At 64.8% G+C, this 24,549-nt stretch carries 24 protein-coding genes, 1 tRNA gene and 1 pseudogene; 13 read left to right on the forward strand and 13 right to left on the reverse strand.

Translation table 11 applies throughout. The features are described from left to right. Positions 1-123: 123 nt before the first annotated feature. Both H290_RS0109465 and H290_RS0109470 read left to right on the forward strand, forming a co-directional pair. A complete protein-coding gene (locus H290_RS0109465) occupies positions 124-1,050 on the forward strand; it encodes a cyclase family protein (RefSeq protein ID WP_020106558.1) in 927 nt (308 codons plus the stop codon). Positions 1,051-1,098: 48 nt separating this feature from the next. Further along, positions 1,099-2,631: a long-chain-fatty-acid--CoA ligase gene (locus tag H290_RS0109470; protein WP_020106559.1), complete on the forward strand. Its 1,533-nt coding sequence runs from the start codon at positions 1,099-1,101 to the stop codon at positions 2,629-2,631. 61 nt (positions 2,632-2,692) lie between these two features. Here the strand turns inward: H290_RS0109470 and H290_RS0109475 are convergent, their stop codons facing one another. Genes H290_RS0109475 through H290_RS0109495 form a run of 5 tightly spaced genes read right to left on the reverse strand, consistent with a single transcriptional unit; the run spans position 2,693 to position 7,221 of the window. Continuing rightward, positions 2,693-3,586: an oxaloacetate decarboxylase gene (locus H290_RS0109475; protein ID WP_020106560.1), complete on the reverse strand. Its 894-nt coding sequence runs from the start codon at positions 3,584-3,586 to the stop codon at positions 2,693-2,695. A gap of 15 nt (positions 3,587-3,601) precedes the next feature. Continuing rightward, the gene (locus H290_RS0109480; RefSeq protein ID WP_020106561.1) at positions 3,602-4,969 is read right to left on the reverse strand and encodes a phosphotransferase family protein; all 1,368 of its coding nucleotides are present in this window, start codon (positions 4,967-4,969) and stop codon (positions 3,602-3,604) included. After that, positions 4,960-6,144, reverse strand: a complete 1,185-nt coding sequence (locus H290_RS0109485) for an acyl-CoA dehydrogenase family protein (RefSeq protein ID WP_020106562.1) — start codon at positions 6,142-6,144, stop codon at positions 4,960-4,962. The genes H290_RS0109480 and H290_RS0109485 overlap by 10 nt, the downstream gene beginning before the upstream one ends. After that, complete coding sequence (locus tag H290_RS0109490; protein ID WP_020106563.1) at positions 6,141-6,533, reverse strand: nuclear transport factor 2 family protein; 393 nt, start codon at positions 6,531-6,533, stop codon at positions 6,141-6,143. The genes H290_RS0109485 and H290_RS0109490 overlap by 4 nt, the downstream gene beginning before the upstream one ends. Before the next feature lie 52 nt (positions 6,534-6,585). Beyond that, positions 6,586-7,221 carry a TetR/AcrR family transcriptional regulator gene (locus H290_RS0109495; RefSeq protein WP_036518545.1) on the reverse strand — a complete coding sequence of 212 codons (636 nt, stop codon included), beginning with the start codon at positions 7,219-7,221 and terminating at the stop codon, positions 6,586-6,588. An 82-nt stretch (positions 7,222-7,303) separates the two neighbouring features. Here H290_RS0109495 and H290_RS0109500 point away from each other — a divergent pair, with 82 nt between their 5' ends. Further along, positions 7,304-7,870, forward strand: coding sequence for a VOC family protein (locus H290_RS0109500; RefSeq protein ID WP_028462991.1), 567 nt, complete (start codon positions 7,304-7,306; stop codon positions 7,868-7,870). Between the two features lie 22 nt (positions 7,871-7,892). Beyond that, on the forward strand, positions 7,893-8,531 hold the full coding sequence (locus H290_RS0109505) for a carboxymuconolactone decarboxylase family protein (protein WP_020106566.1): 639 nt from the start codon (positions 7,893-7,895) through the stop codon (positions 8,529-8,531). A 79-nt stretch (positions 8,532-8,610) separates the two neighbouring features. Here H290_RS0109505 and H290_RS0109510 read toward each other — a convergent pair whose 3' ends face one another. Then, positions 8,611-9,147, reverse strand: a complete 537-nt coding sequence (locus tag H290_RS0109510) for a bacterial proteasome activator family protein (protein WP_020106567.1) — start codon at positions 9,145-9,147, stop codon at positions 8,611-8,613. Positions 9,148-9,237: 90 nt separating this feature from the next. On the opposite strand from H290_RS0109510, the gene H290_RS0109515 reads away from it, so the two are divergent. After that, positions 9,238-10,434, forward strand: coding sequence for a cysteine desulfurase-like protein (locus H290_RS0109515; RefSeq protein ID WP_020106568.1), 1,197 nt, complete (start codon positions 9,238-9,240; stop codon positions 10,432-10,434). Between the two features lie 84 nt (positions 10,435-10,518). Here the strand turns inward: H290_RS0109515 and H290_RS0109520 are convergent, their stop codons facing one another. Next, positions 10,519-11,487 carry an NAD(P)H-quinone oxidoreductase gene (locus tag H290_RS0109520; protein ID WP_028462992.1) on the reverse strand — a complete coding sequence of 323 codons (969 nt, stop codon included), beginning with the start codon at positions 11,485-11,487 and terminating at the stop codon, positions 10,519-10,521. 148 nt (positions 11,488-11,635) lie between these two features. Between H290_RS0109520 and H290_RS0109525 the strand changes: the two genes are divergently transcribed. The 3 genes from H290_RS0109525 (at position 11,636) to H290_RS0109535 (ending at position 13,164) form a co-directional block, all read left to right on the forward strand. Then, a complete protein-coding gene (locus H290_RS0109525; protein WP_020106570.1) occupies positions 11,636-12,121 on the forward strand; it encodes a MarR family winged helix-turn-helix transcriptional regulator in 486 nt (161 codons plus the stop codon). Between the two features lie 13 nt (positions 12,122-12,134). Then, positions 12,135-12,222: transfer RNA gene (locus H290_RS0109530), tRNA-Ser, on the forward strand. A 69-nt stretch (positions 12,223-12,291) separates the two neighbouring features. Then, a complete protein-coding gene (locus tag H290_RS0109535) occupies positions 12,292-13,164 on the forward strand; it encodes an exodeoxyribonuclease III (RefSeq protein ID WP_020106571.1) in 873 nt (290 codons plus the stop codon). Positions 13,165-13,172: 8 nt separating this feature from the next. Here the strand turns inward: H290_RS0109535 and H290_RS0109540 are convergent, their stop codons facing one another. After that, entirely contained in the window at positions 13,173-13,901 is a 729-nt protein-coding gene (locus H290_RS0109540; protein ID WP_028462993.1) for a LysR family substrate-binding domain-containing protein, read from the reverse strand. A 41-nt stretch (positions 13,902-13,942) separates the two neighbouring features. Between H290_RS0109540 and H290_RS0109545 the strand changes: the two genes are divergently transcribed. Beyond that, positions 13,943-14,281, forward strand: a complete 339-nt coding sequence (locus H290_RS0109545) for a DUF5997 family protein (RefSeq protein WP_028462994.1) — start codon at positions 13,943-13,945, stop codon at positions 14,279-14,281. A gap of 6 nt (positions 14,282-14,287) precedes the next feature. Here H290_RS0109545 and H290_RS0109550 read toward each other — a convergent pair whose 3' ends face one another. Continuing rightward, positions 14,288-15,343 carry a beta-ketoacyl-ACP synthase 3 gene (locus tag H290_RS0109550; RefSeq protein ID WP_020106574.1) on the reverse strand — a complete coding sequence of 352 codons (1,056 nt, stop codon included), beginning with the start codon at positions 15,341-15,343 and terminating at the stop codon, positions 14,288-14,290. A gap of 251 nt (positions 15,344-15,594) precedes the next feature. On the opposite strand from H290_RS0109550, the gene H290_RS0109555 reads away from it, so the two are divergent. Both H290_RS0109555 and H290_RS0109560 read left to right on the forward strand, forming a co-directional pair. Continuing rightward, the gene (locus tag H290_RS0109555; RefSeq protein ID WP_020106575.1) at positions 15,595-16,617 is read left to right on the forward strand and encodes an alpha/beta hydrolase family protein; all 1,023 of its coding nucleotides are present in this window, start codon (positions 15,595-15,597) and stop codon (positions 16,615-16,617) included. A 57-nt stretch (positions 16,618-16,674) separates the two neighbouring features. After that, positions 16,675-18,078, forward strand: coding sequence for a guanine deaminase (locus tag H290_RS0109560; protein ID WP_020106576.1), 1,404 nt, complete (start codon positions 16,675-16,677; stop codon positions 18,076-18,078). A gap of 203 nt (positions 18,079-18,281) precedes the next feature. On the opposite strand, the gene H290_RS0109565 is transcribed toward H290_RS0109560, so the two are convergent. Both H290_RS0109565 and H290_RS28215 read right to left on the reverse strand, forming a co-directional pair. Continuing rightward, positions 18,282-19,742 carry an aldehyde dehydrogenase gene (locus H290_RS0109565; RefSeq protein WP_020106577.1) on the reverse strand — a complete coding sequence of 487 codons (1,461 nt, stop codon included), beginning with the start codon at positions 19,740-19,742 and terminating at the stop codon, positions 18,282-18,284. A gap of 161 nt (positions 19,743-19,903) precedes the next feature. Next, positions 19,904-20,194: pseudogene (locus tag H290_RS28215) on the reverse strand (hypothetical protein); the annotation flags it as partial. 93 nt (positions 20,195-20,287) lie between these two features. Between H290_RS28215 and H290_RS0109575 the strand changes: the two are divergent. Together H290_RS0109575 and H290_RS0109580 are read left to right on the forward strand one after the other, a co-directional pair. Beyond that, positions 20,288-21,202: an alpha/beta hydrolase gene (locus H290_RS0109575; RefSeq protein WP_020106579.1), complete on the forward strand. Its 915-nt coding sequence runs from the start codon at positions 20,288-20,290 to the stop codon at positions 21,200-21,202. Between the two features lie 85 nt (positions 21,203-21,287). Then, the gene (locus tag H290_RS0109580) at positions 21,288-22,331 is read left to right on the forward strand and encodes an isopenicillin N synthase family oxygenase (protein WP_020106580.1); all 1,044 of its coding nucleotides are present in this window, start codon (positions 21,288-21,290) and stop codon (positions 22,329-22,331) included. Positions 22,332-22,433: 102 nt separating this feature from the next. Here H290_RS0109580 and H290_RS0109585 read toward each other — a convergent pair whose 3' ends face one another. Together H290_RS0109585 and H290_RS0109590 are read right to left on the reverse strand one after the other, a co-directional pair. Then, a complete protein-coding gene (locus H290_RS0109585) occupies positions 22,434-23,426 on the reverse strand; it encodes a magnesium transporter CorA family protein (protein WP_020106581.1) in 993 nt (330 codons plus the stop codon). A gap of 27 nt (positions 23,427-23,453) precedes the next feature. Then, entirely contained in the window at positions 23,454-24,542 is a 1,089-nt protein-coding gene (locus H290_RS0109590) for a D-alanine--D-alanine ligase family protein (RefSeq protein WP_020106582.1), read from the reverse strand. Positions 24,543-24,549: the final 7 nt, after the last annotated feature.

Genomic DNA, 24,549 nt, shown 5'->3' on the forward strand with positions numbered 1-24,549 from the left:
CGTGGTTCCGCTCGCGCCGTGATGTCCGCCACGATCAGTTGGTTGACATGCGCTATGCCGTCGATCACAATCAAAAAGGTGACATGACTGTCACGTCATTAATCTCTCCCGGAGGAGTTGTAGATGTCTGCGTCCATTCCCGACATGCGTGAACTCGGCACCAAGGTGCGGAACTGGGGACGTTGGGGTACCGACGACGAGCGCGGCACCACGAACCTGATCACCCCTGAGCGAGTCGCCGCCGCAAGTAGCCTGATCCGGACCGGTGAGGTCTTCGAGCTGGGTATCCCGCTCGACGCCGACGGCCCCCAGCCGGGCGGCGCGCGGATCAACCCGATCCGGTTGATGTCTGAGAACGGACAGGAGCAGGTGCTCCCCGGCGGCTTCAAGTGGGCCGACGACTACGTGTTCATGCCGTTGCAGACCGGGTCGCAGTACGACTCGCTGGCGCACGTGCATTACGACGAGCAGCTCTACAACGGCCATCCAGGTGACGGCGTGACGGTCAAGGGTGCCGACAAGTGCGGTATCCAGACCCAGGCCAAGGGCATCGCCGGACGAGGCGTGCTGCTCGACATCGCTCGCCACCGTGGCGTCGACTGGCTGCAGGCCGGCGAGGCCATCGGACCCGACGAGCTCGATGCCGTCGCTGCCGCGCAGGGCGTGGAGGTCGGTCCCGGTGACATCCTGCTCTTCCGGACCGGTTGGCACGCAAAGTTCCTCGTCGAGAAGGATCCGGCCGCGTACATGGCCGGCGAGCCCGGCCTGAGCCTGGCCACCGCGCAGTGGCTTCGCGATCGGGATGTGGCTGTGGTCGGCGCGGACAACTGGGCCGTCGAGGTGATGCCCGGCGAAAACCCCGGGTCGCTGTTCGAGCTGCACATGGTGCTCATCCGGGACATGGGGATGACACTCGCCGAGATGCTCAACTTCGAGGAGCTCGCCGCGGCCTGCGCCGCGGACGGTAACTACGACTTCTTCTACGCGGGCCCGCCGCTGAAGTTCACTCGCGGTCTCGGATCGCCGATCAATCCGCTCGCCATCCGCTGACTGCCACACCATCCACCCTGAAAAGTTATCGATCCTAGGAGAATTCGCATGCTCGTCAGCGACATCGTCGAGTACGGCGCTCGTAAACACCCGGACCGCATCGCTCTGCGCTTCGAGGACCAGACCGTCAGCTACGCGGAACTGCGCGACCGCAGCCGCCGTCTCGCCAACACTCTGCTGACGGTCGCACAACCCTGCGATCGGGTCGCGATCCTGTCGACCAACTGCACCGAGTACTTCGATTGCTACTACGGGGTTCCGATGGCCGGAATGGCGTTGACAATCCTCAACTTCCGGCTCCATGCCGACCAGATCGCCTCGCTCATCCAGAATTCCGAGGCGAGGGTGCTGATCGTGAGCGCGGAGTTCGCGGATGTGGTCGGCGAGATCCGCGACCGGATCCCGACGGTGCAGAAGGTCGTCGTCATCGGCGGAACGGACGAAGCCACATCCTGGGATGCCTTCGTCGACGGAGCTTCCGCCGAACCACCTGCCGCGGCGCCGAGTCCGGAAGATATCGCGTGGATGGTGTACACCAGCGGCACCACCGGGATGCCCAAGGGCGTGATGATCAGCCACCGCAATCTGGTCAGCGGCATCACGTCTTCGGCACTCGAGTGGGCACTGCCCGACAACACGGTCTTCCTGTTCTGCTTCCCGTTGTGCCATGTCGGTGGCTACGTCACGTTGCTCAACCACATGGTCGGCAGCACGGTCGGCATCGTTCGTGCCTACGACAATGCGACCTTCCTGCGGCTGGTGCAGGAGTGGAAGGTCACCCAGACCGGTCTGGCGCCCACGATGATCAACTTCCTGCTCAAGGATCCGGCACTGGCCGACTACGATCTCGGCACACTCGAGGCGATCGGGTACGGCTCCTCGGCCATTCCCGCAGCCGTTCTCCGCGAGGGACTCGAGCGCCTCGGCGTCGACTTCTACCAGGGCATGGGTATGACCGAACTGGCCGGAAATGTGCTGCATTTCAACCAGGAGGCACACCGGCGGGCGGCCGATGGCGAGACCGGGCTGCTGGCCGCGGCCGGAAAGCCGATGCGGTTGGCGGACATTCGCATCGTCGATGAAGAGATGCGCGATGTCCCGCTCGGCCAGGTCGGCGAGATGATCGTGCGCGGCGATCAGGTGATGTCGGGGTACTGGCGTGATCCGCAGTCCACCGCGGCCGCCTTCACCGACGGCTGGTTCCACACCGGTGACCTCGTGCGTCAGGACGAGGAGGGGTTCGTCTACATCGTCGACCGCATGAAGGACCTGATCATCAGCGGCGGCGAGAACGTCGCCTCGCTGGCGGTCGAACAGGCGCTCTACCGTCACCCGTCGGTCGCCGAGGCGGCGGCAATCGGTGTCAAGGACGAGACGTGGGGCGAAGTCGTCTGTGCCGTCGTGGTTCTTCGTGAGGGCGCCGACGCAACCGCCGACGACATCATCGCCACCTGCCGCGATCACCTCGGCGGGTTCCAGGTGCCCCGTCGCGTGGTGTTCGTCGATACGTTGCCCCGCAACGTCATGGGCAAGGTCCTCAAGCGCGACATTCGCGACCAGCTGGCGACCACACCGGCATAGCGGACACGAGAAGGGCCCGGGATATCCCGGGCCCTTTTTGTTTGCCCGAAGCGGGCCGGGGTCAGCGGTCGGCGAACCGCTGACCGAGCTCGTTGATCTCGGGGAGGCCCATGAAACCGGTGAACTCGTCGAATGCCGGCAACCCGTCCATGGCCGCCGCCGGAGTCCCGTCGCGCATGATCGTCGCGAAGAAGTCCTGGATCGAGCGGGTGGCGGCCAGGAGTGCGCCGATCGGGAACAGCACGAGTGCGAAACCGAGCTCGGCGAGCTGCTCGCGTGACAGCGGGGGAGTGCGGCCGCCCTCGACCCAGTTGAACACCAGCCGGTGGCCGGCCAGCCGGGTCGCGATCTCCTGCACCTCGTCGATGTTGTTGGGCGCCTCGACGAACAGCAGATCCGCACCGGCATCGGCGTATCGCTGCGCCCGGTCGATGGCGGCACCGATCCCGTCGACGGCGGCGGCATCGGTCCGGGCGATGATCAGGAAGTCCGGGTCCGTGCGCGCGGCTCGCGCGGCCTCGAGCTTGGCCACCATCTCGCCGACCGGGATCACGGCCTTGCCCGCCATGTGCCCGCACCGCTTGGGAGCCACCTGATCCTCGAGCTGGATTGCCGCAACCCCGGCGCGCTCGTAGTCGCGCACGGTCCGAATCACGTTGATGGGATTGCCATATCCGGTGTCCGCGTCCGCGATCAACGGTAGATCGATCGCCGACGCCATCCGGCGGGCATTGTCGGCCATCTCGGTGGCGGTGAGCAGACCGACGTCAGGCCGGCCGAGCAGGGAAGCGGCGGTACCGAATCCGGTCATGTACGCGGCGCCGAAGCCGGCGGCCTCGACCAGCCGCTCGGAAAGGGCGTCGTACGCACCGGGAGCGAGCACGGGCCGGCCGGACTCGATCAGTTGGCGTAGTCGGGGCCGAACCGCGGACGGGGTGTGGAGCAGATCTGACATGTGGTTGCTTTCGAATCAGGCGATGAGATGGCGTGGATTCGCCACCCGCAGTCGGGCCAGGACAGCCGTCGAGATGGCACGGCACACGGTGGGGTCGGTGTAGGAGACAATCCCTGAACGCAGCAGCCGCGCGAGGTTGGTTTCGGATGCGGCTCCGACGGCTCTGAGCAGTTCTTCCAATGCGATGTCGGCACCATCACCGGCGGCGACTTGCCGGGCTGCGATGCGCAGCAGGTTCGCGGTGATCCGGATCAGGTAGCGCTCGCGATCGTGCCCGTCGAGGGCAGGCGCAATGTCGTCTGTGAGCGTTTTGGAGACCAGGTCAAAGATTTCCGCGAGCTCGGGGCGGTCGTGCAGCGTCGGACGCGGTGCGACGGATGCGGGTGTGGCGGTCTCGTCGAGCAGGTCGAGTATCAGCAGCAGGTCGTACTCGGATTCACAGACCCGGCGTCCGATCGCAGCCAACTCCAGCGAATACTCGGCCCCACCGAGGTGCCGCTCTGCCTGAAAACGACTCAGTACCAACCACTTCAGCGTGGCAAAGGTTTCCCACCAGTGCAGTTCGGCCGCTGAGGGCCGGACACCGGTGGCGCGCTGGTAGCCGTCGAGCAACTGCTCGCGGGTGCCGATCCCGGCAACCGGAGCAGCGGCGCCGAAGCGCCAGGCGCGGACACAGAGCCAGCCCAGGTCCTCGATCGGATCACCGAGATGGGCGAGTTCCCAGTCCAGGACTGCGGTGATGCCGGTGCCGTCGATGAGGAGGTTGCCGATCCGGAAGTCGCCGTGCACCAGGGTATCCGGGCGTTTCTCCGGCCGATTCGCCCGCAGCCACCGCAGGCCGACCTCGACGGTGGGCCGGGGCTCGTTCAGGTCGCGGTAGACGGTTTCGATCGCATCGACGGGATCGGTCGAATCGAGCATTGCCAGGCTCGTGGTGTCGACGCGGTGGATCAGGCCGATCGCGTAACCCATGTCCTCGGCGAGATGCTCACGCACCTGCGCGAATTCGGGGTCGCGCTGCAGTCGTCGCGGCAGCGCTTCGCCCTCCACCTTGTCCATCACCAGGTAGGGGGCGTCGATTCCGGGCGCGGTGTCGCCGGCTGCGAGCAGGGCGGGTACCGGCACGCCGGCGGCGGCCGCGGCCCGCAGACATGCTGCCTCGCCGCGCATCCGGTCCGCGTCGCCCTGCCCGGGCGGGTCGCGGCGCAGGACCACCGGGATACTGCGGCCCTGCGCATCGTGTACGTCCACCGCCCACGTCTGGCGACTGGCGCCACCGGTGAGCTGGCGTGGCTCGCCGACGGTCAGTTCGTAACCCAGTGCCGCGCTGAGCACCTCGCCGATTCCGTCGCCGAGAGTGGGGGTCCCGTTGTTCACCGCCATGGCGCTGCATTCGGGTCGCGCAGGAGCCGGCGTGCGGTCGACATGCGGTGCACCTCGTCGGGTCCGTCGTAGATGCGGGCGTAGCGCGCCCGCCGGTACATGCCTTCGAGCGGCGTGTCGGCGGTCAGGCCGGCTGCGCCGTATACCTGGATGGCGCGGTCGACGACGTTGTGCAGCATCCGCGCCCCCCAGAACTTGATCAGACCGATCTGCACGCGGGCGTCGTCACCGGCATCCATCACACGCGCCGCGTCCAGTGTCATCAGGCGGGCAGCCTGGATCTCGGCTGCGGATTCGGCGATGTAGCGGTGGATTTCGCCCTTCTCGGCGAGCAACGAACCGTGCGCGTAGCGGGTATTGGCCCGCTCGCACATCAGCTCGAAAGCGCGCTGTGCCTGGCCGAGCCAGCGCATCGAATGGAAGATCCGGCCGGGTCCGAGCCGGTCCTGGGCGACGATGAAGCCCTTGCCGCGTTCGCCGAGGAGGTTGGCCGCGGGCACACGAACATTGGTGAGCTTGACCTCGTAGTGATCGCTGGGATCGTGGCCCATCGTCGGGATTGCCCGGACGATCTCGAATCCCGGTGTGTCGGTCGGCACGATGATCGCACTGATCCGCGAATGCTTCGGGGTGGACTCGGGTTCGGTGCGTGCGAACACGCTGCAGTATCCGGCGTCAGCGACAGCGGTGGTAAACCACTTGTGGCCGTTGATCACCCAGGAGTCACCGTCGAGTTCGGCGCGGGTCTCGATCAGGGTGGGATCCGATCCGGCCGCATCCGGTTCGGTGAGCGCGACCGACGGCAGGAACTCGCCGGCAACGATCGGCGGAATCCAGCGCCGCTGCTGCTCCTCGGTGCCGTGCTTGCGCAGCATCAGCGAGTCCTGCATCGACACCGACCCGACGGCCAACTGTCCGTACTCGGACCGGCCGATGACCTCGTTCAGGTAGACGAAGTCGAGGAATGGAACACCACCGCCGCCGATGTCGGCCGGGTGCCCGAGCGCCCAGAGGCCGAGTTCTTTTGCGCGAGAGCGCAACACATTCAACTGCTGGTGTGCGTCCTCGTCGGCGCGGGACAGCACCGGCTCGGCCGGGATCACCTCGTCGTCGATGAACGTGCGCATCTTCGCGCACAGTTCGGCGACGTGGCCCTGGGGTTGGTTCGCGGTCATCGGCTCTGCTCCAGACGTGCTGCAGCGGTTTCCCGCAATGGGCGGATGGCCGCGGAGTCGGCGTACTCGTCGATGCGGGTGATCCGTCCGTCGATCACCTTCACGAACAGGCTCGCCGGTACCTCGATGGGGCCGTGGCCGGGCAGATCCGCGCGCAGGACGTGCTGCTGCGCAAAACCTTCGGGCAACTCGTAGCGACGGATATCCTCATACCGCAGGTTCTCCAGCGTGCGGGAGAGCCAGCGCAGCACCCGGAGATTCTCCGCGACGGTCTCCTCGATCCCGTCGTCGTTGTGCCAGATCTTTGCATCCGGCGCGTAGAGATCGGTCAATGTTGCTGCGTCACCGCTACAGACGGCGGCAAAGAACCGATCGGCAATGTCGTTCATGCTGCGGTGTCCTTCATCGGGAAACTCTTCTCCTCCAGGGAAAGGTTGGTGATCAGTCCTGGTCCAGGCCGAGCGCGCCGAGACACATCTGGTCCAGCGTGTCGAGCAGTAGGGCTTCGTTCGCCTCGTCGCCTTGGACGAGCCACAGGTACAGGGTGTGATCGACCATGGCGGACATGGCCCGGGCCGCCATCTCGGGATCGAGCGACTGCCGGACCAGCCCTTCCTGCTGCCACCGGGCTATCGCGCGCGCCTGGCGATCGATCAGTTGGTGGCGGTGGTCGTGACGTAGCCGGCGGAAGTCGTCGTTGAAGGTCGCGACCTGCTCGACGATGGCCATCAGCCGGGCATTGCGTCGATACGCCTGGTAGTACGTCCGGTTGGCGGCGATGAGACGTTGGGCGGGCGACAACGTGCTGTCGCTGGGGCCGCGGTGGTGGATGTCCTCGAACAGCTGGTCGCTGAGCACCCGGAAGACGTCTTCCTTCGACTCGAAATACCGGTAGAACGTGCCGTAGGAGACTTGGGCCGCAGCGGTGATCAACTCCACGCGCGCTTCGGGAAACCCGACGTCCTCGAATACCGTGCGCGCCGCGTCCAGGAGGGCATCGCGCGTCTTGCGGCCGCGAGTCGTCAGCGTCTCGACTGACGCGGGTCCCGATGGGCTGTTGACAGATGCTTTGGCCACAGTCACACTATTGATGAACATGACATGACTGTCAAGTCATTTCTTGCTGAGCCGCCCGGCCCGCAGCGCCGAAAGGACCACCATGAACGCCCCTGAACCCAAGTATGAGTTTCGCGGTATCAATCATCTTGCGCTCGTGTGCTCAGATATGAAGCGCACGATCGACTTCTACTCCGGCGTCCTCGGTATGCCACTGATCAAGACGCTCGACCTGCCCGGTGATCTCGGGCAGCACTTCTTCTTCGATTGCGGTGGCGGCAACAGCATCGCGTTCTTCTGGCTTTCCGACTCGCCGGATGCCGCCCCCGGTGTCGCGGCACCGAAGGGCCTGCCCGACGAGGGCGAGCTCGCCAGCGCGATCGGCTCGATGAACCACGTCGCTTTCCAGGTCCCACTGGAGAAGTTCGACGAGTACTACGAGCGGATGAAGGCCGAGGGCATCAAGGTCAGCCGGATCCTCAACCACGACGACAGTCCGGCCGGCGTGTCCCGCAAGATTCACCCGGGTACCTTCGTGCGGTCCTTCTACTTCATGGACCCGGACGGTGTGCTGCTCGAGTTCGCCAGCTGGACACGGGAATTCACCGAGGCCGACGTCGCGCACGAGCCGAAGACCGCAGCCGATCGCAAAGTCCGTTCCGAGCTCTGACACCTTTTCGAGAGGAATCGATATGCCCCGTCTTCGTGAGGTCCCCCGCGCCGAGGTCACCGACGAGAAGATCCTCTTCTTCTACGACCGGTTGTTCGGTCCGGACAAGGATCCCGCCGTCGATCACGGCACCATCCACGCCACCCCCGGTGACTGGTGGACGGTGTTTGCACAGTCGCCCGAGGTGTTCCGGCACGCTGTGCGCGGCTTCTCGCTGTATCGCAATGCCAAGCTCGACCCGCTGCTGCGGGAGCTCGGACAGGGCCGGGCCGGCTACGCGCGCGGCAGCCAGTTCGTCTTCTCCCAGCACTGCAAGCAGATGCGTTCGCTCGGCATGTCCGAGAGCAAGATCGCGGCGCTGCCGGCGTGGCAGGTGTCCGACGAGTTCACCGAGCTCGAACGCGCGGTTCTCGCCTACACCGATTCGCTCGTGTACGACGGTGGCCGAACCTCCGACGGCGTTTTCGCCGTGCTGCAGGCGCACCTCTCCGACGTGGAGATCATGGAGCTGACTTACATCACCTGCATGTACGACATGCACGCCACCATCTGCCGTGCACTCAAGCTGGAGTTCGACGACCGCCCCGAGCCCATCGAAGAAGTCCGCATTCCCGAAGGTGTCGAGGTCGCGGACCTGTCCGCGGATCTCTCCGGGGAGTGACCGCACCGTTCGTGCGCTGTCGGTAACAAAATCTGCCCCGGCGCCTGCCTCACCCGCAGGCGCCGGGTGCGTTCAACTGCTAGAGGTACTGCCCGGTCCCGCTCACACCGTGATGGCCGGCTCCGCCGCTGCCGAAGGCTTCCGGTGGGGGGAGCTGACCCTGACGCATCTGTTCGAGTTGGGCGCGCGCAGCCATCTGCTGCGCGAACAGCGCGGTCTGGATTCCGTGGAACAGCCCTTCGAGCCAGCCGACGAGTTGGGCCTGCGCGATCCGCAATTCGGCATCGGACGGGATTGCCTCGTCGGTGAACGGCAGCGCCAGTCGTTCGAGTTCCTCGCGGAGCTCCGGTGCCAGTCCGTCTTCGAGTTCGACGATCGACGACCGGTGGATGTCTTTGAGGCGGGCGCGGCTGGCGTCGTCGAGAGGTGCTGCCCGGACCTCCTCCAGGAGCTGCTTGATCATGGTCCCGATCCGCATGACCTTCGCGGGTTGCTCGACAAGATCTGCCACACCCTGATGGTCGCCGCCGTCGTGTTCCGAACCGCCGCTGGGCACCACAACGATCTGGTCGTCGTCATTCGGAGTCGAACCGTGGTCGAAATTCTCATCGGTCATTCGTCCATTGTCCAGATATGCGTGGTGATTGCATGAAGCAGCCCCGGCAAGTGGATTGCGGTGTTGCACCGACCGTCTATGGTGACTGCCATGGCTTATGACGTTGCCCGCGTTCGGGGGCTGTTCCCGTCGCTCGGTGATGGTTGGATCCACCTCGATCCGCAGGCCGGTATGCAGATCCCGGATTCGGTTGCGACGACGGTCTCCAAGGGCTTTCGTTCGCTGGTCTCGCAGCCGGGCGGCATCTATCCGGCCGCCCGTAAGTCGGCGGGGATCATCGACGCCGCGCGGCAGGCAGTGGCCGATCTGGTCGGCGGAGATCCTCGCGGAGTGGTGCTCGGACCGTCTCGCGGACATCTGCTCAACGTGCTCGCCGAGAGTCTCAACACGCGGGTGTGGCTCGGATCGGAAGTGGTGGTCAGCCGGCTCGACGACGAGGCGAACGTGCTGCCGTGGCTGCGTGCGGCCGATCGGTTCGGTGCCAAGGTCCGGTGGGCCGAGGTCGATATCGAGAACGGCGAACTGCCGGTGTGGCAGTACGAGGGCTTGGTGAGCCGATCCACGAGCGTCGTGGCAATGCCACTGGCGTCGTCGACGATCGGTTCGATGGTCGACGTCGCCACTGCGGCCACGGCCGTCCATGCGATCGACGGACTGGTTGTTGTCGATGCGACCAGTGCCGCGGCGTACACAGTGCTCGACATCGAGAAGCTCGGTGCGGACGTCCTGGTGGTGTCCGCCGACCGCTGGGGTGGGCCCGCCACGGCCGCGCTGGTGTTCCGCGAACCCGAAATGTTGTCCCGGCTGAGGTCGATGTCGCTCGACCCTGATGCCCACGGTCCGGCTCGGCTCGAGATCGACGGACATCAACACGCGCTGCTGGCCGGACTGGTCGCATCGATCGAGCATCTGGCCGGCCTCGACGAGGCGGCCACCGGCACCAGACGTGAGCGGCTGGTGACGTCGATGACCGCGCTGAGCGAGTACTCACAGAGATTGCTGCACTATTTGCTGCGATCGCTGGGACAGCTCAACCTGGTGAATCTGATCGGATCGGCCGACGTCCGGATACCGGCTGTCAGCTTCACGGTGTCCGGCGTGACCGCGGACAAAGTGGTTCGGCGGTTGGCCGACAACGGGATCTGCGCACTCGCCGACGTGAACAGCCGGGTGCTGAGCGGCATCGGCGTGGGCGATGTCGGTGGTGCGGTGACCATCGGCCTGGGGCCGTACACAACGCCCTACGAAATCGACCAGCTGGTGCGCACACTCGGGTCTCTCGGCTGACGGTCCCCGAGATCGACCCCGAGAGAGGGTGCCGAGGGCATATTGCCGTTGGGTACCCCTGCGGGGGACGATCTCAGGGGGATCTCAGAGCGTCAGCAGAATCTTTCCGGAAACCTGGCCCGACTCCAGCAGTGTGTGCGCTTCGCCTGCTTGTGCGAGGGGAAAAGTCGCTCCGACAACGGGTTTGACCCGTCCATCGGCGATCAGCGGCCACGTGGTCGCGATCGTGTCGGCGACGATGGCGGCTTTGTCGGAACGTGTGCGGCCGCGTAGTGCAGTGGCATGGACGGTACCGCGCTTGCGCAGAAGTGCGCCGATGTCCAGTTCGGCCTTGGCGCCGCCCTGCATGCCGATGATCACCAGCCGTCCGTCGTCGGTCAGCGCAGACACGTTGCGGTCCAAGTACTTTGCGCCCACGATGTCGAGGATCACGTCGGCGCCACCATGATCCTTGATCACCTGGACGAAGTCGTCGGTGTTGTAGTTGATGGTGATGTCGGCGCCGAGGTCGCGGCACAATTCGAGCTTCGCGTCCGAACCCGCGGTCACCGCAACCGTTGCGCCCAGCGCCTTGGCCCACTGGATGCCGTGGGTACCGATGCCACTTCCGCCGCCGTGCAGCAAGACGAGTTCGCCGGGTGCCAGGTGAGCGGTCCGCTTGAGGTTGGAGAGCACGGTGCAGGCGACCTCGGGGAGGGCTGCGGCTTCGATCACCTCCACCCCGGCGGGTATCGGCAAGAGATGTTCGGCCGCGACGGCAACGTATTCGGCGTAGCCACCGCCCGCGATCAGTGCGCAGACGTCCGTGCCGATGGTCCATCCCGCCACGTCGGAGCCGAGTTCGTCGATGGTCCCGGAGACCTCCATGCCGATGATCTCGCTCGCACCGGGGGGCGGCGGATAGAAACCCTGCCGCTGTAGCAGGTCAGCTCGGTTGATTCCGGCTGCGGCGACTTTGATCAGCACCTCTCCCGGACCCGGGCGGGGTTTGTCGATGTCGGCCACAAAGAGGTTCTCGGCGGGGCCGGGTTCGGTCACGTTGACTGCGCGCATGGAGGTCATCATCTACCTTTACCCGGCAGGGCCGCGAACAGCCACGTGGTGTCCGCATGTCGCGAAATTCATTGCAGGTAGGGTCCTTTCTGTAAACGCGCTTATTCCTGGCATTGGTTGAGCCAAAAGCCGAATACCCGGGAGAGAAATGACAGACGATAGCGCTGTGCCCTGGCTCGACGACTCCGAGCAGCTGGCGTGGCGATCGTTCATGAACGGATCCCAACGTTTGTTCGATGCGATCAACGACTCCCTCGTCGAATCCGCGGGTCTCACGTTTTCCGACTACCGCATCCTGGTGCTGTTGTCGGAGACGGACAGCATGCGGATGAGCGACCTCGCCGACGGCGCGTTGAGCTCCAAGAGCACCATCTCCAGGCGCGTGGATCGGATGGCCGAGAACGGCTGGGTGGAACGGATGGCCAAAGGCCACGACAAGGACCAGCGCAATCGGGTCTGTCGGATCACCGAACCGGGCCGGCTCAAACTCCACGAGGCCGCCAAGGGACACGTTGTCGCAGTGCGGACCTACCTGCTCGATCACCTCGAAGATCACGAGCGCGACGCCATGACGACGACCTTCACGAAAGTCGACAGGTGGCTCCGTGACAACCCTGCGGCCCGCGTGAAGTAGGCTCTGTGTCGAAGGAAGCGTGGCAGAGCGGCCGAATGCACTCGCCTTGAAAGCGAGCGTGGGTGAAACCACCGGGGGTTCAAATCCCTCCGCTTCCGCCAAAAATGCCCCACCTGTTCACACAGGTGGGGTGTTTTTCGTATCGGGCCGAAATGACCGAGGAGGCGTAAGTGACACCCACCGGTGGTTTCACCGTCGCCTCGTTCAATGTCAACGGCATCCGAGCGGCCCGCCGCCGCGGCTTCGATGATTGGCTGGCGGCGCGCGGCCCGGACGTGGTGGGCCTGCAGGAACTTCGGTGCGGCATCGACGACGTCGGCGACTTCGGTGACCACATCGCGTCGATCGACGTCGGTTCGATCCCGGGACGCAACGGTGTGGCGATTCTGACCCGGCGCGAACCGGTGGCGGTGCGGACCTGGATGACGCATCCGCCGAAAGCCCGGGGGCTGTCGGCGTTCGCCGTCGAGGGCCGCTACATCGAGGTCGATCTGGCCGATCGTCCGGTGACGGTCGGCAACCTCTACCTTCCCAAGGGTGGGCTGCCTGCCGAGCTCCAGCGTTCCGGATCGATGCGTGAGCAGCCCGACGGTGGCCTCAAATATGCCCGCAAACAACGGTTCCTGGCCGGATTCGCCCGCGAGCTCCAGCGAAACCGACTCGCCGCTCGGCAGGCAGGGCGGGAATTCTTACTGCTCGGCGACCTCAACGTCGCGCCCCTGGAGCACGACGTCACGAACTGGCGCGCCGCCCGCAAGATGGAAGGCTTCCTGCCCGAAGAGCGAGCCTGGTTCGCCGAGATCACCGGACCGCGTCGGCTGGTCGATGTGGTGCGCACGCTGCACGGCGACGTCCCGGGTCCGCTCACCTGGTGGAGTTGGGCGGGGGCGTCGTTCGTCAAGGACGTCGGCTGGCGCGTCGACCATCAGCTGGCCACCCCGGGCCTGGCTCGATCAGCCCGTCGGGTGTCGGTCGACAAGGAATCCAAGCCGGAGCTTCGGCTCTCCGACCATGCACCGCTGGTCGTCGAGTACGCCGATTGAGCCGGCGGTTATTTGCGACGGTTCTTGCCCGGGGTCTTCCCGGCGGCTTCTCGACGGGCTTGTTTGGCGGCTGTCTTTTCCTTCGCCGAGCGCTTTGGAGCTGGGGCGGAGTCTCCCCGCGACGACGTGGCCTTGCGTCCACGCACGATGCCGATGAATTCGTCGGCGAGATCAGAGGTCGGGGCCGGCCACAGCAGGCCGACTGATCCGGTCGGTGCGTCGGTCATCGGACGATAGACGAGATCCTTGCGATGATGCAGTCGGGCCAGGGATTGCGGGACCAGGAGGACGCCGGTGCCCGCCGCGACGAGTTCCATTGCGTCGCCGGTGGTTTCCGGTCGATGTTCCACCGCTGTTCCCGGCCGTTGCGATACCGCCAGAGGCTCGTCGAGCGGCCACAGCAGTTGTTCGTCGGCGAGGTCGTCGACGCCGACCTCGTCGCCTGCGGTCAGGAGGTGGTCCTTCGGCAAGACCACGACCGTCGTCTCCTCGTAGAGCTCGATGGTGTGGTGCGGTCCAGGGTCGCGGTGGTGCAGGGCATCGGGAAGGCGGGTGATCGCCATCTGTACCTGCCCGTCGCGGATGGCATCGGCGCATCCGGCGACATCGATTGCGACGAGTTCGAGCCGGACCCGCGGACGTCGTTCACTCCAGGTCCGAACCCACTTGCTGGGTGTCACACCAGGCACGTAAGCCAGCCGAAATGAGGAGGCGTTGTCAGGTGTGGTCACGCCCAAAGGCTACCGCCCGATAGTCTTGGCGTATGAGTTCGCAGTCGATGAAGCCGGCAACCGCCGCCAAGAAGTTGGACGTGTACCTGCCGGCGACACCCGCCGAGTTCCAGGAGGGTGTCATCACCCGTGCCGAACTCGAAGCGCTGCAGGCGGATCCACCGGATTGGTTGCGTGATCTGCGCATCAATGGACCCCACCCAAAAAACCTTGTTGCCATGAAACTCGGGATCTCGAAGGGCGCTCTGGTGCGCCACGACATCACCGAGGCGCTGACCACCGCGCAGATCAACGCCCTCCTGGCCGAGATGCCTGACTGGCTTGTGGCCGAGCGGGCCACCCAGATCAAGGTTCGCAGTGAAGCGGGTGGCGACAAGTCGGACTGATGGTGGCTAGAAGCTGGCCTCGATCGGTGCGGGGGGCAGGGTGACGACCTGGCCGGCGTAGCTCAGTCCGGCGCCGAAGCCGAGGAGTAGGGCCGTCTGGCCGCCTTTGGCCTTGCCGGACACCAACATCTCCTCGATCGCCAATGGGATCGAGGCGGCCGAGGTGTTACCGGTGGTCTCGATGTCGTTGGCGATCGGAACATCATCGGGCAGACCGAGATTCGCCTTCATCAGCGTATTGATCCGGGCATTTGCCTGATGCGGGATGAAGATCTCGACGTCTTCCTTTGCCACCCCGGACTGTTCGAGGACCTTGCCGAGTGCCTTCGGCAAAGTGATTGCCGCCCAGCGGAATACGCGACTGCCCTGCATCTCGACAACCATTCGTCCGATCGGGTCGGTCTCGGGGTCCTTCGACTGGAACTCTTCGGCGCGGTTCATGTATTCGGGGATGTCGTAGTTCTGCGAGATGGCATCGCTGTTCTCGCCGTCGCTGCCCCAGACGGTCGGGGAGATGCCGTTCTCCTCACTCGGCCCGACAACCACCGCGCCCGCTCCGTCGCCGAAGATGAAGGCGGTGTCGCGGTCGGTGGGGTCCATCACCACCGACATCGTCTCGACCCCGATCACCAGAACATGCTCGGCTGATCCGGACCGGATCATGTCGGTCGCCAGGCCGAGTCCGTAGCCGAAACCGCCGCAGCCGGATGCGACGTCGAAGGCCGGGATCCCGTTGATCCCGAGATCGAGTGCGACCACGGGCCCGCCGTGGGGGATCTTCGTCTTCCAGCTACCGGTCGCCAGTATCAGTGCGCCGATGTCGCTGCGGTCGATACCGCTGTTCGTGATGGCCCGATCGGCCGCCGCGACGGCCATCGACCGGGCGGTCTCGTCCCCGCTGATCCAGCGACGGCTCCGGATACCGCTGCGTTCGAAGATCCATTCGTCGCTCGAGTCGAGGGTCTCGCACACTTCGTCGTTCGTGACAACCCGTTTCGGGCGGTACGCGCCGATCCCCAAAATCGAGACATTTTGATGGCCAGTTGTTGTTGCGATGTTCATGTCTGCTCCGAGCCCCTTTGATCGGTTCGCCTAGTTCATCGATTTCGCACGGTACGCGGTTTCGGCACCGTCGCGGGGGAGGCGCTACACCTTCGTTCGGTAGTCGAAGCAAATGCGAACAGCCGCGGGCCAATTGATATCTCGGACCACGCCGCGCGGCCGGTGGGGACGTCGGCTACATTCTCTGCTCAGGGGGGTGGGGTCCCGTGCGCGAAAATGCACCGGACACTTTGAAAGGCTGAACCACCTCGATGCGCATCTCCACCACACTGCGGGCTCTTGCCCTCACGTCGCTGATCGCTCTCACCGCTACGACACTCGGCACCAGTGCCGCGTCTGCGGACGGAGACACCGGCCAGGCGGCCCACATCACCAGCATCGAAACCCTCACCGACCAACATTGGGTCGTCAACGTCTATTCGCCCGCGATGGAGTCCATCCAGGCGCTTGACGTTCTCGTGCCCGCGGATCGCAGTGTGCCGCGTCCGACCCTGTACGCGCTCAACGGCGCCGGTCACGGTGTTCTCGAGAAAGCGGGATGGTTCACGGCCACCGACGTCGTCGAGTTCTTTGCCGACAAGGACGTCAACGTCGTCTCCCCGCGGGGTGGCACATACAGCTATTACGCGGACTGGATCAAGGACGACCCGGAGCTCGGCCACAACAAGTGGGAGACGTTCCTGGCAAAGGAACTCCCGCCGGTGATCGACGCCGCACTCGGTACCAACGGCATCAACTCCATCATGGGTATGTCGATGAGCGCCTCCGCCTCATTGTTTCTGACCGCACTCAACCCCGACCTCTACCAGGGCGCGGCGTCGTTCAGCGGCTGCGCCCGCACCACAGATGACCTCGGGCGCGCGTACATGAGCCTGGTGGTCGAGGGCCGCGGCGAGGGCGATCTGACGAACCTGTGGGGCGAGCCGGAGAACCCACTATGGGCCGAGCACGACATGTACATCAACGCCGACAAACTCCGCGGCAAGACGATCTACCTCTCGAGTCGCACCGGCCTGCCCGGGAAGTACGACAACGAGGACAACGTCCGGCTCGACGGTAAGGTCGACACCCTGGCGGACCAGATCGTCATCGGCGGTGCCATCGAGGCCGCGACAGGCGAATGTACCCGTCAGATTGCCGGCCGCCTCGCTGAACTCGGGATTCCCGCAGTGACCGACCTCGATCAGCCCGGCACCCACTCGTGGGGTTACTGGGAAGAGGACCTGCGCAAGGCGTGGCCGACACTGGCAGCCTCGATGGGCCTTTCTGCCTGACGCCACACCGACGGCGACTGTCGAGCGCGAATGGCGTAGGGGTGTTTAAGTGATTCAGTGAAGCACCTCTACCGCGGTCAGATCTTCCATATCGCCGGCTCGCCGAAAGTCGACACCGCACACGATGCACTTGTCTTCATCGAAGACGGCGGGTTGGTGGTCGAGGCCGACGGCACAATCTCTTGGTGTGGCGAGTTCTCCTCGCTTCCAGTGGAACACGCGCATTCGTCGGTGGTCGACTATCGCCCGGGGTTCATCCTTCCCGGATTCGTGGACACCCACATTCATTTCCCGCAGACGTTCGCCGGGAATTCCTACGGCGGCGGACAATTGCTCGAATGGCTTGAGCGGTGCATCTTTCCCACCGAGTCGAAACTCGGTGATCGGGAGATCGGACAACTGACTGCGGCCGAGTTCACGCGCCGGCGCGTTCGGGCCGGTACCACCGCTGCGATGGTGTTCGGATCGGCATTCCCGGATGCGCAGGACGCACTGTTCGAAGAGACCCGGCGCCGTGGGCTGCGCATCGTCAGCGGTCGCGGGATCCAAACCCGTGGACCCGATTCCGCGGCTCCGCTGCTGACGAGCGAGGAACAGGCGATCGCGCTGACGGCCGCCGAGGTCGACAAGTGGCACGCCGCAGACACCGGAGATTTTGCGACCGCGCTCCTGCATGTCGCACTGGTGCCCCGCTTTTCACTGTCGGTGACGCCGAAAACGTTGGCAGCACTCGGTGAGTTGTACGCCGACGTGCGATCGAGAGGCGTGTACGTCCACACACACCTCAACGAAAACAATCGTCCGGGCACCGGGGAGATCGACGCGACCAAAGCGGTCTACGAGGTCGACTCCTACCTCGACACCTACGACGGAAAGTTCTTGCCGGGCTCCAAGGTCGGTGGTGAGTCGCTGCTGGGCCCGCGCACCATCTTGGCGCATGCCGTGCATTGTCAGGACGGCGAACTCGCGCGCATGGCCGAGACCGGAACCTCGATCTCGCATTGTCCGGTGTCGCAGCTGTTCCTGGGGTCGGGCACCATGCCGTGGCTGCGGACCGTCGCGTCGGGTGTGAACATCTCACTCGGCACCGACCACGGCGGCGGTGATGAATGGCTGATCTCGCGAGTTGTCAACGACGCGTTCAAGGTTCACATCAGCGAGCCCGGCGATGCCGGCGTGTCGATGCATCCGGCGGAAATGTTGTTCGTGTCAACGCTTGCCGGCGCCCGCGCGCTTGACATGGAAGACCGGTTCGGCAACTTCGACGTCGGTAAGGAAGCCGACTTCGTGGTGATCGATCCTGAGCGGTGGCCCGCCCTGTACAACGCGGTCACCCACGGTGTCCGGGCGGACGACGACGAGATGGCACGGGATCAACTGCTGTTCGCGCTCCTGATGCAGCTACGTGAGCCCGCCATCGCTTCGGTGTACGTCCAGGGTCGCAAGATCGACGAGGACTGACCGCCGCCGAGCGTGCCGATAACGCCGCCGAGCGTGCCCTCGTTACCGTCGAACGTGCCTAACCGGTTCGGGTGCAATTGTTTTCGGCACACTGGACGGTGATTTATGCACGCTCGACGGTGATTTGGGCACGCTCGACGGCGGGTGGAAATTAGGTAGTGCCTGGCCGGACCTCCCCGCCCGACCAGGCACTGGCCGGGTGGTCAGCGGAAAATGGTCTTGATGTTCTGGTAGGTGGAGATCGCGTTCGGGCCGAGCTCGCGGCCCAGGCCGCTGTCCTTCACTCCACCGAACGGCGCGAACATGTCGATGAGGTAGGTGTTGACCCCGATGGTTCCGGTCTGGATCTGCCGGGCAACGTTCATGCCGCGATCCTCGTCGGTGGTCCACACCGAACCACCGAGGCCGTACGGCGAATCGTTGGCGATGCGGATCGCGTCGGCGTCGTCGTCGAACGGGATGATCGACAGGACCGGGCCGAAGATCTCTTCGCGGGCGATCGTGAAGCTGTTGTCGACGTCCGCGAACACGGTGGGCTCGACGAACCAGCCGTTGTCCAACCCCGCGGGCCGGCCGCCGCCGGTGACGAGCCGGGCACCCTGCTGCTTGCCGGAGGCGATGTAGCCCTCGACGCGATCGCGATGTTGCGCACTGACCATCGGTCCCAGAGTGGTGGCCGGGTCGAGAGCATCGCCGACAACCAGCGTGCCGACCAGTGCCTCGAACGCGCCGACAACCTCGTCGTAGCGGCTTCGCGGAGCCAGGATCCGGGTGCCGAGAAAGCACGTCTGACCGTTGTTGAGCATGGTCGCACCGAAGAGTTTTTCGCCGATGACGGTGAGGTCGAGGTCGGCGTCGTCGAGGACGATGGCAGCGGACTTGCCGCCCAGCTCCAGGGTGACCGGGCGCAGTAGGCGACCGCAGACCTCGGCGATCGCCCGGCCGGCACCGGTGGAACCGGTGAACGCGACTTTGTTCACGTCGGGGTGCTGCACCAGGTACGCGCCGGTGTCGCGGCCACCCGGCACGATGTTGAGCACACCCGCGGGTAGACCGGCAGCTTCGGCGGCCTGCGCCAGCAACTCGGAGTCGAGGACGGTTTCCGGCGACGGTTTGAGGACCACGGTGCATCCGGCGGCCAGTGCCGGTGCGTACTTGAATGCGGCGAGACATTGCGGGAAGTTCCACGGTGCGATCGCCGCGACCACGCCGATCGGTTCCTTGCGGGTGGTCGACGTGCCGCCCAGCATGTGCGGGTTGGTCTCTTCGGTGATCGACTCACGGAGCAGCGCCGCGTAGTAGCTCACGGTGGCGATGGGAAATCCACCTTCGAGCTGACCAGCGGTCGAGATCGGCATGCCATTCTGCTCGGAGACCCGGGCCGCGGTCTGTTCGGCGCGCGCAGTCATCTCGGCGGCCAGGCGGTCGAGCGCATCGGCCCGCTCTGCCGGCTCCCACGTGCGCCAGCCGGTCGGATCGTCGAATGCCCGGCGGGCGGCGGCAACAGCGGCGTCGACATCGGCCCGTCCGGCATGCGGAACGGAACCGATCGGTGCGCCGGCGCTCGCGGAGAGAACCTCGATCCGATCCGTGGTCGAGGGCGTGGCCCAGGTGCCGTCGATGAACAACGAACTGACGTGAACGGCCTCGGCGGCACGGGTCATGGTTCGAACTCCTTGTGATGCGGGTCGTCGGTTCGGAGTCAGTGTGCCACGGTTCTTGCGTGAGAATGCTCGTTTACATAAATTGGCCGCTCAGTCTTTGACCAGCGAGGACCCCGCGATCTCTAGAAATCTTCCTCGATGCCGGGAATCACCTCGGGGCCCTCTTCGTCGATCACCCTGTCGACGATCTCCTCGGTAAGTGTTTGATCGGGTGCGACGGCCACCGGGAAGTCCGGTTGTTGCTCGATCTCGACGTCGGGGACCTCTTCGGCGACCTTCTGGTCGAGGGACTCGCCCGCTGCTTCCTCACTCTGGGTGGTGCCGAACTTGTCGGCCTCGTTCCACTGGTCCGGCGGATCCACGACGTCGTCGCCTTCCGTATTCGACAGATCGTCGCTGTCAAGGCTCTCGCTCGGGTTCAGGGTGTCGCCGGGTCCGTCTTCGATGCTCATGACAGCAGCGTGCCCGCCTGGTGTGGTTGCAAAACATCACGACCCACTGTCACTTTCACGTGCGGCTTGATCTGCGCGCAGTACATTGGGCCGATGGCAGTCGATGATGCGACCTCGGCCTTGCTCGCGCAGTTGGCAGAGGCGGGTGGGCCGCCGATCCATCAAATGCCGGTGCCACAGGCTCGCGCCGTCTTCGCCGCACTCGCCGATCTCGTCTCGCCGGGCCCCGATCTGCACGCGGTACGTGAGGACACGGTGCGGGCCGATGACGGATACAAGATCCCGGTCCGGGTCTACAGCGCGACCGAACAACCCCACGGCGTGATCGTGTACTTCCACGGCGGCGGTTGGGTACTCGGATCGGTTGCCCAATACGATGCCGGTGTCCGGAGGCTGGCCGCGGTCACCAATTGTGTTGTGGTGTCGGCTGATTATCGACTGGCGCCGGAGTATCCGTATCCGACCGCCGCGCGCGATGCCTGGGACGTGGTCAACTGGACGTCGGCGAGTTGGCCGACGCTGCCGCTGATCGTCGCCGGCGACAGTGCGGGCGGCAACCTGGCCGCTGTGGCCGGGCAACGCGCAGCCGCCGAATCCGGTCCCCCCATTGCGTTGCAGGTCTTGATCTATCCCGTCATCAACCATGATCTGAATTCCGTGAGCTACCTCGATCCGGCGAATCAGCTGTTGCTGGACCGTGATTCGATGATCTGGTTCTGGAATCACTACACACCCGACCCGGCCACCCGGCGGAACCCCGATGCTTCGCCGTTGTGGGGAAACCTGTCCGGTTCACCGCCGGCTCTGGTGCTGATTCCGGAATACGACGTCCTGCGCGACGAGGGTGAGGCCTACGCGGATGCGCTGGCACGCGCCGGAGTCGCGGTGCAGATCAACATCTTTGACGGGCAGATGCATGGTTTCTTCCAGTTCCCCGGAGTTCTGCCCGCGGCCGATACCGCGCTCGGATTGATCGCCGAGCGGATCGTTGCTGTCACAGGCGGTTGATCGCCACTGGGCGGACCGCACTCCCTCTGCGGCGTCGTGGTCGGTGAATTAGAGTCGGCCTCACGCGCAACTGAGGAGTGTAGGGATGGCATCTGAGTTCGTGGTCCCCACCGTCGACATCGCCCCGTATGTCACCGGTGGAACCGAGGCCGACAAGGCGGAGGTCGCGAAACAGGTCGACGCGGCGTGCTCGGAGGTCGGGTTCATTCAGATTCTAGGACATGGCATTTCACCCGCGGTGTCAGACGCTTTTGCCGCGGCGATCGATGAGTTCTTCTCGCTGCCACTCGACACCAAGAAGGCGTATCGGACGGTGCCGCGGATCAATCGTGGGTACACCGCGCCGAAGTCGGAGTCGTTGTCGCTGAGCCTCGGTGTCGAGTCGGCGAACCGGATGAACGATTTCTTCGAGGCGTTCAACGTCGGGGCATCCGCGGCCGAGTACCCGGGGCTGGATCTTCCGGATGAGGATTACGCCGAAAACCTCTGGCCGGCAGAAACTCCGGGCTTCAAGGCGGGAGTTGCACCCTACTATGCCGAGGCAGCCAGGGTCGCCCGCACGCTCACCCGCATCTTCGCCGACGCCCTCGAATTGCAGCCGGACTTCTTCGCGGACTTCACCGATCATTCGCTGGATGTGCTGCGGATGAACAACTACGCCCTCCCGCCCGGCGAGATCGAGCTCGACGCCGAACTGACCGGCATGGGCGCTCATACCGACTACGGGATCGTCACCGTTCTCTGGGCGGATCAGGTCAAGGGCCTACAGGTCCTTGACCGCGATGGGCTCTGGCACGATGTCTCACCCGCCGATGGTGCCTTGCTCATCAACGTCGGCGACCTGATGGCACGGTGGACCAACGAACGCTGGATGTCCACATTGCATCGCGTGAAACCGCCGGTGGTCGACGGTGTCATCGAACGTCGGCGTTCGGCGGCGTTCTTCCACGACGGGAACATCGACGCGACGATCAGCACACTGCCGTCGTGCATCGGTGACGGCAGCAAATACGAGCCGGTGACGGTGGCTGATCACATCGCCGCGAAGCTGGCCGGCTCACGTGCCGGAGTCGCCAACACCGCCGCCGAGCGGGAGGCCGCCCGGGTCAACGCCTCAGCCACCCCGTGACCCGATGATGTGGCCTTTTTGCGAACAAAACCCCAGGTCGGCACCGCCAAAACGGCACATCATCGGGGAGCGGGGGACGGGGGGCGGGGCAGGGCGGCGTGATCAGAGCCAGTCTCGGCTGCGGAACATGAAGTAGAGGATGGCGACGGTGGCGACGATGAGCCCGACACTGAGGGACAGTCCGAACGTGGTGCCGAATCCGGGGAATCTGACGTTCTGACCGAAGAAGCCGGTCACCGCAGTGGGCACGGCGATGATGGCGGCCCAACCGGTCAGTTTCTTCATGACCGTGTTGAGCCGGGCATCCTGCAGTGACAGGTTGGTCTCGAACAGCGTTGTGACCATGTCGCGCAATGATTCTGTCCACTCCGAGGCACGCAGGACGTGGTCGTAGAGGTCGGTGAAGTTGGCGTCGAGAGCCGGATTGGAGTGGTTCTCCAACCGGTTTCGCTGGATCAGGTTGACCACTTCGCGCATCGGGAGCACCACTCGCCGGAGCTGGACCAGGTTCTTGCGGACCCGGTAGGTGCGTCGTTGGAGATCACGACTGTTCTTGTTGTCGTCGAACAGTAGTGTCTCGATGTCTTCGATGCTGTCGTCCAGTGACTGCACGGCGTCGAAGTGCCCGTCGACCACCACGTCGAGCAATCCGTGCACCAGCGCGCCGATGCCGTGATGCTGTTCGTCCAGTGTGTCCCAGCGCTCGGTCACCAGGTTCATGTCGAAGGCATCCGACAATCGCACCGTGATCAGCACGTTGTCCTTGATGAACATGGAGATGCGGTGGGTCTGCAGAGCGCCGTTGGTCGACCGGGTCGGATCGGCGTGCATGTCGACCGCGTAGACGGTAATGAACTTGTGGTGTGGGTAGTTGACCGCTTTGACACGTTCGGCCTCTGCGAGCGCATCTTCCACGGCCCAGGTGTTCAGACCGAGCTCGTCGGCCAACTGGCAGAGTGCCTCGTGGCTCGGGTTCACCAGGTCGGCCCAGGCCAGTGTGGTGTCGTCGGCCAGGCAATCGGACAGTGACCCGATGTCGAAATCGTCCTGGAGCTTGCCGTTTCGCCAGATCCGGCCGCGTACTTTCTCGATCACCTGCTCATCGTGCCATCAGTGCAGGATTCAGTGGTCGGTGGAGAATCCCGACCGGACCTGATGCCGTTCACATGCGAGTTCGACGAGGCGGTCGATGAGGTCGCTGTAACCGAGTCCGGATGCCTCCCAGAGCTTCGGGTACATCGATGCCGGGGTGAATCCGGGAATCGTGTTGATCTCATTGAGAAGCCAGCCGCGGCCGTCCTCCTCGTAGAAGAAGTCGACGCGGGCCATGCCGGAACAACGCAATGCGAGGAACGCACGCTGCGCCAGCTGCCGGACCTGCGCCACCTCGTGATCGGGCAGATCTGCCGGGATGACCAGTCCGGCCGCTCCGTTGACGTACTTGTCCTCGTAGTCGTAGAACTCTGCGCCGGGCACGATTTCGCCGGGTACCGATGACCGGGGATCCCGATTGCCAAGTACCGCCACCTCGATCTCGCGGGCATTGACGGCCTCTTCGATCACCACGACCTCGTCGTAGCGCAATGCCAGCTCGATGGCTGTCGCGAGCTCGGTCCGGTCGTGCGCCTTCGAAATACCCACGGAGGAACCGAGATTGGCGGGCTTCACGAAGACGGGCAGTCCGAGGGTGTCGACCGCGCGCTCGATCAGATTCTCGATCTCACCGGAACCAGCCTGGAACTCGATCCATTTGCACTGGGGTATCTGGGACTGTGCGGTGACGACCTTGGCCATCGCCTTGTCCATACACAGTGCCGAGCCGAGGACGCCGGCTCCGGCGTACGGGACGCCGGCCAACTCCAGCATGCCCTGGACGGTTCCGTCTTCACCGTGCGGACCGTGCAGCAATGGCAACACGACCACCGTGGCATTGCCGGCCCGCTGCAAAGCCGACAGCGGGTCGATCTCAGTGCCCTCGGGCTCGAGGGCGTCCGGCAACGACAGGTTGGGGTCGACGAGTGTTGCAATGGCCTTGTCGTTGCGGATCCAGGTCCCGTCCCGGGTGATGCCGACCGGGATCAGCTCGTACTTGGAACGGTCGGCGGCCGCGAGAACATGCGCTGCCGTGACGCAGGACACATCGTGCTCTGCGGAGGCACCACCGAACAGCACAACGAGACGGATGCGGTCGGGGGATGCGGGTTTGGCCATGCGGCCC

The sequence above is a fragment of the Nocardia sp. 348MFTsu5.1 genome, assembly GCF_000383535.1.
Classification (GTDB): Bacteria; Actinomycetota; Actinomycetes; order Mycobacteriales; family Mycobacteriaceae; genus Williamsia; species Williamsia faeni.